This window comes from Blautia sp. MB18-30, assembly GCF_023669475.1.
GTDB lineage: Bacteria > Bacillota > Clostridia > Lachnospirales > Lachnospiraceae > Blautia_A > Blautia_A fusiformis.
In genome coordinates, this window is sequence record NZ_JAMOYY010000025.1 from 38,666 (window position 1) to 47,138 (window position 8,473).

At 40.7% G+C, this 8,473-nt stretch carries 9 protein-coding genes and 1 pseudogene; 9 read left to right on the forward strand and 1 reads right to left on the reverse strand.

The genetic code is table 11. From position 1 onward, the window contains the following. Positions 1–183: 183 nt before the first annotated feature. On the reverse strand, positions 184–1,293 hold the full coding sequence (locus tag NCY57_RS11830) for a tyrosine-type recombinase/integrase (RefSeq protein ID WP_114002248.1): 1,110 nt from the start codon (positions 1,291–1,293) through the stop codon (positions 184–186). A gap of 311 nt (positions 1,294–1,604) precedes the next feature. On the opposite strand from NCY57_RS11830, the gene NCY57_RS11835 reads away from it, so the two are divergent. The 9 genes and pseudogenes from NCY57_RS11835 to NCY57_RS11870 all read left to right on the forward strand — a co-directional run. Further along, positions 1,605–2,840 (forward strand): zinc ribbon domain-containing protein, encoded by a 1,236-nt coding sequence (locus tag NCY57_RS11835; RefSeq protein ID WP_173739333.1) that lies wholly within the window; start codon positions 1,605–1,607, stop codon positions 2,838–2,840. Between the two features lie 326 nt (positions 2,841–3,166). Beyond that, on the forward strand, positions 3,167–3,616 hold the full coding sequence (gene pssD / locus NCY57_RS11840) for a PssD/Cps14F family polysaccharide biosynthesis glycosyltransferase (RefSeq protein ID WP_114002250.1): 450 nt from the start codon (positions 3,167–3,169) through the stop codon (positions 3,614–3,616). 22 nt (positions 3,617–3,638) lie between these two features. Then, positions 3,639–4,133: a glycosyltransferase gene (locus NCY57_RS11845; protein WP_114002251.1), complete on the forward strand. Its 495-nt coding sequence runs from the start codon at positions 3,639–3,641 to the stop codon at positions 4,131–4,133. 10 nt (positions 4,134–4,143) lie between these two features. Beyond that, positions 4,144–5,268, forward strand: coding sequence for a polysaccharide pyruvyl transferase family protein (locus NCY57_RS11850; RefSeq protein ID WP_173739332.1), 1,125 nt, complete (start codon positions 4,144–4,146; stop codon positions 5,266–5,268). 1 nt (position 5,269) lies between these two features. Continuing rightward, the gene (locus NCY57_RS11855) at positions 5,270–6,427 is read left to right on the forward strand and encodes a Coenzyme F420 hydrogenase/dehydrogenase, beta subunit C-terminal domain (protein ID WP_250789698.1); all 1,158 of its coding nucleotides are present in this window, start codon (positions 5,270–5,272) and stop codon (positions 6,425–6,427) included. A 21-nt stretch (positions 6,428–6,448) separates the two neighbouring features. Beyond that, a complete protein-coding gene (locus NCY57_RS11860; RefSeq protein ID WP_114002254.1) occupies positions 6,449–7,570 on the forward strand; it encodes a glycosyltransferase family 1 protein in 1,122 nt (373 codons plus the stop codon). Continuing rightward, positions 7,570–7,686: a glycosyltransferase gene (locus NCY57_RS11865; protein WP_173739330.1), complete on the forward strand. Its 117-nt coding sequence runs from the start codon at positions 7,570–7,572 to the stop codon at positions 7,684–7,686. Before NCY57_RS11860 ends, NCY57_RS11865 begins: the two co-directional genes overlap by 1 nt. 12 nt (positions 7,687–7,698) lie before the next feature. Continuing rightward, a pseudogene (locus NCY57_RS17180) lies at positions 7,699–7,953 on the forward strand (glycosyltransferase); the annotation flags it as partial. Positions 7,954–8,012: 59 nt separating this feature from the next. Then, the coding region (locus tag NCY57_RS11870) for a glycosyltransferase (protein WP_284709593.1) at positions 8,013–8,473 on the forward strand (461 nt) is incomplete at its 3' end.

Below are 8,473 nucleotides of genomic sequence, written 5' to 3' on the forward strand. Positions count from 1 at the left end.
AGAAAGCTTAATTACATAAAAACATAAAAGCGATATAAAACACGGCAGACAGCCCCGGAGGGATGTCTGCCGTGTTGTTTTTTTGAGGGTAAAAAAGTCGCTTATCATTTCCATAAGCGACAAACAGGCCGGAAACCCGTATAAATGAGGACTTCCGGCCTGCTTTGACCATAATTCTGACTGCTAATAGTTCAGCTTTTCCATGCACTTCTGCTTTTGTTTTATGCTGCTGTGCACATAAATATCCATGGTGATCTTGACGGACGAATGTCCCAGAATTTCAGAAAGTGTCTTGCTGTCAAATCCCATTTCCGTACAACGGGTGGCAAAAGCATGCCGGAGAGAATGAATGTTGATACTGGGGATTTCACATTGCTGAAGGAGCTTCTGGAATTTACGCTGTATATTTCTGGGCTCCATACATTTACGATTCGTACCCGTCAGCAGGTATGAATCAGGTTCAGCAGCAATCCGCTTCATTTTTTTCAATAAAAAATCAGGGATTGGAATATCCCTGATGGATGAGACTGATTTAGGAGGACCTATCATTAAAACGGTTTTGGGTTCGTCATCAGATTCACCAGAATAATCAAGATTTTTTATCCGTGAGATCGTTCGCCTTATATGAAGCAGTTTTTTATCAAAATCAATATCTTCCCACCGGATACCGCTGAGCTCGCCAACGCGGATCCCTGTATAAATACATAGCAGGATGCCGATGGGAAATTCTGAGTCCTCAGCAGAGAGAACTGTGATCAGCTTTGTGAGATGTTCATGAGAAATAAGCTGAAAAGGACTGGTATTTATTTTGGGATACCGAAATTCAAGCTGTGAAAGATTCAAATACCCCTGTTTTTCACCATAGCGTAAAATACTGTGGAACAGGATCAGAAGATTTTTGATGGTACGTGGCGAAAGCCCCTGCTGTTTCAGCTTTTCAGAGAAGGTATATACAGAAGCAGAAGAGATGTATCTCAGCGGCGTATCACCAAATTCCGGAAGGATATGTGTATCAAGAAGTGTTTCGTAGCAAGCATAGGTGCTGAGCTTTACAGCATAACGCATGGATAACATCCATTCTTCACTGAGGTTTCGAAATACATAACACTTTCCCGGAGAGTTTTGAAGATTATTCTGACATAAAACAGCCAGCTTTTTCTTTTTTACAGCCTCGTATGTACGACCATACAGATATCCGTACTGGATACGTCCATTCTGGTCACGACATTTTTCATAGCGTGCTTCCCATCGGCCATCTTTTCTTTTTCTGATATTTTCCCCTTTTCTAGGCATAATCGTAGTCTCCTTTTCGCACTATTATAGCAAAAGTCTGACCATTTTTGTGACCACTAATAAGCGAAAAAAAGGAAAATTTGTCGTATATAAAAAAAATCAACCGAAAAAACCTGCATTTTTGGTCGAAAGTGGTGCATTTTTCGTATCTTGACAGTGACAGTGTGCAATGCTATCATTGATTAAGATTCAAAAACTATGCAATTTGAGAGAAAATCACCTGTCGCTTATGGAAATGATAAGTGACAAAAATAATAATTTAGATAAGTTATATTATAATGATTTTTCTTTGCAAAAAACGGAGAACCAAAATGAAAGAACCGGAAACCGGCAAAAAAGAAAACACCGGAAAAAGCGGCTACAGCATCACAACCTGGCGACTGCATCTCTGGTGCAGACATCCGGAATGGCTGCGGACCACACAGGAATTTTATAACCGGATCGCTGAATTTTATTACAACCTGCTTCTGGATCATACGGATCTCTGGGAAATGGGAAGCCAGCAGACTTTACGCGAGCTGGAGATCATGAGCATTCCGGGACGAGGCGGACGCATACCATCAGATCCCCTCCCCTGGCAAAAGGTTCCACTGTATTTTCGAAGAGCAGCAGCCAATGAAGGAATTGCTTCAGCCAAAAGCTATCTCAGCCATTTTGCCCAGGATGAGAAGATTGGCAGAGCAGAGAAACTAAATGCAGCAGTTACTTATTACAAAGGAATGTATCAGGATTTTTCCGCTAAAAAGATCACGTTGCGTGTCTGGACAGGAGACACATGGACCTGGATGCATTGCCGGCTGTCAGGCAGAGACTTTCCGGAAAACGCCAGACTCATGTCCCCATCCGTAGTTTTTGAATACAAATATGACATGCTGCATGTTCCAGTACGTCAGAACAATGAAAATACAGCAACCGTACGTCAGAGGATGCAGGCAGGATGCAGGATACTCTGTATTCAGTTTACAAACAGTGATGCCTTTGCGGTAGGCGTTGTTCTGGACGGAACCGGTCAGGAGATTGCAGTGAAGTTCTGGAAAGGCGGAAAGGAATACAGCCACCATTGCAGAAAGCTTCTGGAAAAGATCCAGAAGTCCCAGGAAGCAACCGGAGGCAGACAGACAGGCAGAGTTGATCAGAAATACTGGATGCATCTGAAACATCTTTCTGAACACTATGGACACCAGGTCACAAGCCAGATCTTACGTTTTGCCGTAGAGCAGGACGTTTCTGTGATCGTACTTCCACGTTATAACCAGGAATATTCCAGAAACGTCATGAAAGGCTCAGGAAACTGGGGCCCGCTCCACTTAAGCACCAGGATCCGCCAGTACCTGGACTACAAAGCCTGGAAAAACGGAATCATCGTTATCGAAGTCCACGCCACCGGCATCAGCACAAACTGTGCCAGATGCGGCGCAGAAATCATTCGGACTGACACCAGAACAGAACTATGCTGCTGCGCCAATGGACATCAGACGAACCGATATCTGAATGCTGTGAGAAATCTCGGGAAAAAGTGCCTGACACAGTTTGGACGTGGGGCATGAAGGGAAGAACAAAAGAAACAGAACAGAATATCAGTATGAAAAGCGAGCAGGTGGATTGACCTTATGGCATGTCAGAAAACAGATGTCATAAGGTCAGTGCATCGGCTTTGCCGTGCTGACAAAAAGAAAGCGAAAGCAAAACACGGTGTATATCAGTGATAAACACCGTCGGGTTGAATACCGCCTGTCGTGTGTGTACCTGAAGAAGGTGCGGGCACGGCGAAGAATGTGCCGGCTTTTGAGTTGGGGAGTGTATTCGAAGTTATGAAAAATAAAAACTTGATTTTTATGGAAACTAAAGTGAATAAAAATTAAGGAGAAAAAATATGAAAGTATGTCTTGTAGGATCATCAGGAGGACATCTTACACATTTATATATGTTAAAACCTTTTTGGAAAAACAAAGATAGGTTTTGGGTTACTTTTGACAAGGAAGATGCCAGAAGTCTTTTGGAAGATGAAAAGATGTATCCCTGTTATTATCCGACTAATAGAAGTCTGAAAGCGTTGATTAAAAATACCAGAATCGCATGGAAAGTACTACGTAAAGAAAAACCGGATTTGATTATTTCATGTGGGGCAGCAGTTGCAGTTCCTTTTTTTTATCTTGGAAAACTTATGGGATCCAAATTGATTTACATTGAAGTGTTTGACCGTATTGATAAATCTACGATGACGGGAAAAATGGTATATCCGATTGTAGATAAATTTATTGTTCAGTGGGAAGAACAGAAAAAAGTATATCCGAAAGCAATCAATCTTGGAAGCATTTTCTAAAAAAGTGAAGGCGGAGAGCACTATGATTTTTGTGACGGTAGGAACACATGAGCAGCCATTTAATCGGCTGATTCAGAAAATAGATGAATTAAAGAAAGACGGCATTATAAACGAAGATGTAATTATCCAGACTGGCTTTAGTACATACGAGCCGAAATACTGTCAGTGGAGTAAGTTGATTCCATATCAGCAGATGGTGAAAAATGTGGCCGACGCCCGTATTGTAATCACTCACGGTGGCCCGGCTAGTTTTATCATGCCACTACAGATAGGTAAAACTCCCATAGTTGTGCCGCGTCAGCATCGGTTCAATGAGCATGTGAATGACCATCAAGTTGAGTTCGCAAGAAATGTGGCGCAGAGAATGGAAACGATTATTCCGGTAGAGGATATTGAAACATTGGGGGATATCATAACGAACTACGACCAAATTGTTGCTGGCATGGGACATGGTATGAGCAGTAATAATGCAAAGTTTAATGAAGAACTTGAAAAACTTGTAGATGAATTGTATTGAGGATGGATGGATGAGAAAAGTTGGAATCATGTCGATGCAGCGCATTGCAAACTACGGTTCGTTTTTGCAGGCATATGCATTGAAGCAGCTAATTGAGGAAGTTGACTGTAATGTAGAATTTGTGGATTACCATGTAGGTGCTCCAGTAATTACAGAAAATGCAGATAGTAAAAACAAGGTTGTCCGAAAGATAGAAAAGGGGCTGGAAACCTTTCGGTATCGGGCTCCTCTTGCACACAAATTATCGTTCATCCGATATAAACAGTCTTTCGCTCAAAAGTATATGCCACTTTTAGGGATTACGGATGAAATGAACTACAATCCGACAGTGGATTGTCTTGTGATTGGCAGTGACGAGGTTTTTAACTGTATTCAAAAAAATTCCAATGTAGGCTATTCGCCAGAATTGTTTGGAAAAAATAACCATGCGAAGAAACTTATCACTTATGCAGCGTCTTTCGGTAATACCACATTGGAAAAGCTGGAAAAGTATAAAAAGGCCAATGAAGTCGGAGCTTTGTTGAAGAAGTTTGACGCGATTTCTGTACGAGATGCTAATTCAGGAACTATTGTAGAACAGCTCACTGGGAAAGAACCAGTGTACAATCTGGATCCGGTTCTGACCTATGATTACATGAATTGCTGCGACAAAATCCCACAGGTTCAGACTAATGAGAAGTATTTGATTCTGTACGCGTATGCAGGTCGTATTTCCAATGATGAGGCAGATTGGATTGCTGCTTATGCAAAGAAAAAGAATTTGAAGGTATATGCAATTGGTGGTATCCAAAAATGTGCAGACCGATTCGTGGACTGCTCACCCTTTGAGGTTCTGGCCTATTTCAGAAATGCAGAAGAAGTTATTACCGATACCTTCCACGGCAGTATCTTCTCGGTGATCACACATCGGCCGTTTACAACATTGATTCGCAAGAGTGTAGGTAACAGCTATGGTAATGAAGAAAAGTTGAGCGATTTGCTAAAGCGACTGGGACTGGCCAATCGGATGACAACGAAAATTGAAGATACAGAAAACATCAATGAAAAGGCGATTGATTACGCGAAAGTTGATGAGCAGTTGAAAGCACATAGAGAAGTGGCGAAGGATTATCTGAGAAAAAATTTAGAGGAATAAAATGGAGAACATATCGAGGATAAAAGAGAAATGTGTGGGATGTAAAAGCTGTGAGCAAAGCTGCCCAAAACACTGTATCTCTATGGTAGAAAACAAAGAGGGATTTTGGTATCCGTCTGTTGATGAAAAAAGCTGCATCGAGTGCAAGGTGTGCTTGAAAAAGTGTCCAGTAGAAAATACGGAATTTCATCGGAATGAGCCACATAGAGTTTGGGCGTGGCGCAATAAAAATGATGTGGATATTATGCGCTCTGCATCTGGCGGTGCGGCGGATAGTGCAGCGAAAACTATATTGCAAATGGGCGGTGTGGTTTATGGTGCTGCCTATGATGAGCAGCTGGCAGTAAGCCACATTGAAGTGACAGATGAAGCAGAAAGAGAGAACCTACAGTCATCTAAGTATGTTCAGTCTGACCCGAAAGATAGCTACACAAAGGTCAAACAGCGTTTGTCAGAGGGAAAAACGGTACTTTTTACAGGAACTCCCTGCCAGATTGCAGGTCTGTATGCTTTTTTGGGTGGCAATCCAGAAAATCTATATACAGTTGACTTGATTTGCCACGGTGTGCCTTCGCCGAAGTTCTTCAAAAAGTATCTGGAATACCAGAACAAGCAGACGGCTGGCAGAGTAATCTATTTCAACTTCCGTTCCAAAGACAAGAGAGGTTGGGGAACACAATACCTGCTAAAGACAAAGACAAAGACAAAGACAAAGACAAAGACACTCTCCCTTGATCGCTATGGAAAACATTTTATGGATGGCGACTGCTATAGGGAGAGCTGTTATAAGTGTGCTTATGCTAATACGAGCCGTGTAGGAGATTTGACAGTGGGTGATTTCTGGGGAATTACAAAGAGCCATCCGAGCTTCAATTCTCCAAAGGGCGTGTCCAGTGTATTTGTAAATACCGAAAAAGGTCAAAAGCTCTTTGAAATGATGCGAGTTCTTGCAGAAGTAGAAGAAGCAACGTTGGAAGAGGGCATGGTGAAGCAGCATAATCTGGTGCAGCCGAGCAACAGGCCTGTGACTAGAGATACTTTCTATAAGAGCATCGATGAACCAGGCTTTATAGAGAATATAAAGGTTGGCTTTCAGCCAAAAGCACGGTTGAAATCTGTGCTGCCGAATAAACTGATTCAAAAAATAAAATCTCTTTGAGATTTTGTGGAGGAAGAATATATGGGAGAGCCTATAAGAGTTTTGCATATCTTGCAGCGAATGGAAGCTGGCGGTACGCAGGCTTTGTTGATGAATATATACCGGAAAATTGACAGAACGAAAGTACAGTTTGATTTTTTGGTCGTTTATAAGGAAAAACAGTTTTACGATGATGAAATTGAAAAAATGGGTGGACATGTTTACAAACTGTCTTTCCGGGAGGATTTGGACCTTCCTAAATTTCAAAAAGATTTGGCAGTTTTCTTTGCTCAGCATCACGAATATAAAATTGTTCATTGTCACGCCTACACGATTGGATATTTCTGCCTGAAAGCTGCAAAGAAAGCAGGTATCCCCGTCAGAATTGCTCATTCACATAATAATGAGACAGTACACGATATAAAATATTTACCCAAATTATTCATGCAGCGACTGTTTACTCTGAATGCAACAGATCTTTTTGCGTGCTCGAACGAAGCTGGTAAATATTTGTTTAAGGATAAGCCTTTCCGGGTGTTAAAGAATGCGATTGACTCTCAGCAGTTTATTGCAAATGAGAATACGCGGAGAGAAGTCAAACAGGAGCTTGGGTTAGAGAATAAATTTGTGGTCGGTCATGTTGGGCGGTTGCATCCACAGAAGAACCACGATTTTTTGATTGAAGTTTTTGCGGAAATCAAAAATAAAAAGCCAGACGCAGAATTGATTCTTGTAGGTACCGGACCATTGGAAGAAAAGGTGCGTAGCAAGGTTGCGGACAAGGGTCTGACAGAGAGTGTGCAGTTTCTGGGCAACCGTAAAGATATGAACAGAGTCTATCAAGCAATGGATATTTTTGTTTTTCCGTCTCTGTTTGAGGGTCTGGGAATTGTGGCGATTGAAGCGCAGGCGGCAGGCGTTCCCATTGTTTGCTCTGAGGGACTTCCGCCAGAAACAGATATTACGCCGATCTACCGCAAATTGTTGTTGAGTGATGGCGCCGAAAAATGGGCAAAGGTTGTAATTGAAATGGCACAAAGTTCAGAGGCGCATACGAATATGCAAAAATATATCATAGATGCAGGGTTCGATATGAGTGCAACAGCAAAGAATATGGAAGAATATTATTTGGAAAAAGAGGTTCGGATTAGGGAGAAAATCTAATGATTACAATATTCACACCTACATTTAATAGAGCGGAATTGTTGTCGGTATTAAAAAATAGTATAGATGCCCAGGTATGCACGGATTTCGAGTGGATCATTGTGGACGATGGATAGACAGACGATACAAGGAGACTTGCAGCGGTATGGATGAAGCAAAAACTTCCATATCGGCTAAAGTATATTTGGCAGGAAAACCAGGGAAAGCAAAGTGCTTTTAATACTGCAGTAAAAGAAGCTATCGGTGAATGGCTCATTTGTGTGGATAGTGATGACCATTTAACAAAACTACTAATACTTATACTATTCATCATTATGATAATACATGGAAAAGTAAGAAAGATAAAATCAAAAAGAAAGCTATGCAAATTGGCACGCATATAATTGGTGAGGAAAATAGAGCGCGTTTAGTAGCTTTAAAACAAAAAAAGTGAGTTATAATCATGAAAAAACATATTAGCTTTTTAATTATGAATATGGAAAAGGGTGGTGGAACTGAAAGAGTTACATCAGTTATTGCCAACAAATTAAGGGAAAAAGGATTTATTATTTCAATAATAAGTTGTAGAAATGGTAGAAAAAGTTTATATCCTTTAGAAGAAGATATATCACTCTTGTCGCTAGAAGGAGAAAAAATTTCAAATTCAACAATTAGAAAATGTAAAAATGTAATTTCTTTAAAAAGAATTGTAAAAGAAAAGAAAATCGATATTTTAATTGCGGTTGATGTTGCACTATATATTTATATATTGCCTTTGCAAAAAATGAAATTATGTAAAGGCATTGCATGGGAACATTTCAATTGTCATATTACACCTAATGGATTAGTTGGAATTTCTAGAAAATTAGCAACAAGATATGCAGATTGTGTTGTTGTACTTGGAAAAAGAGATTATAATAGCTA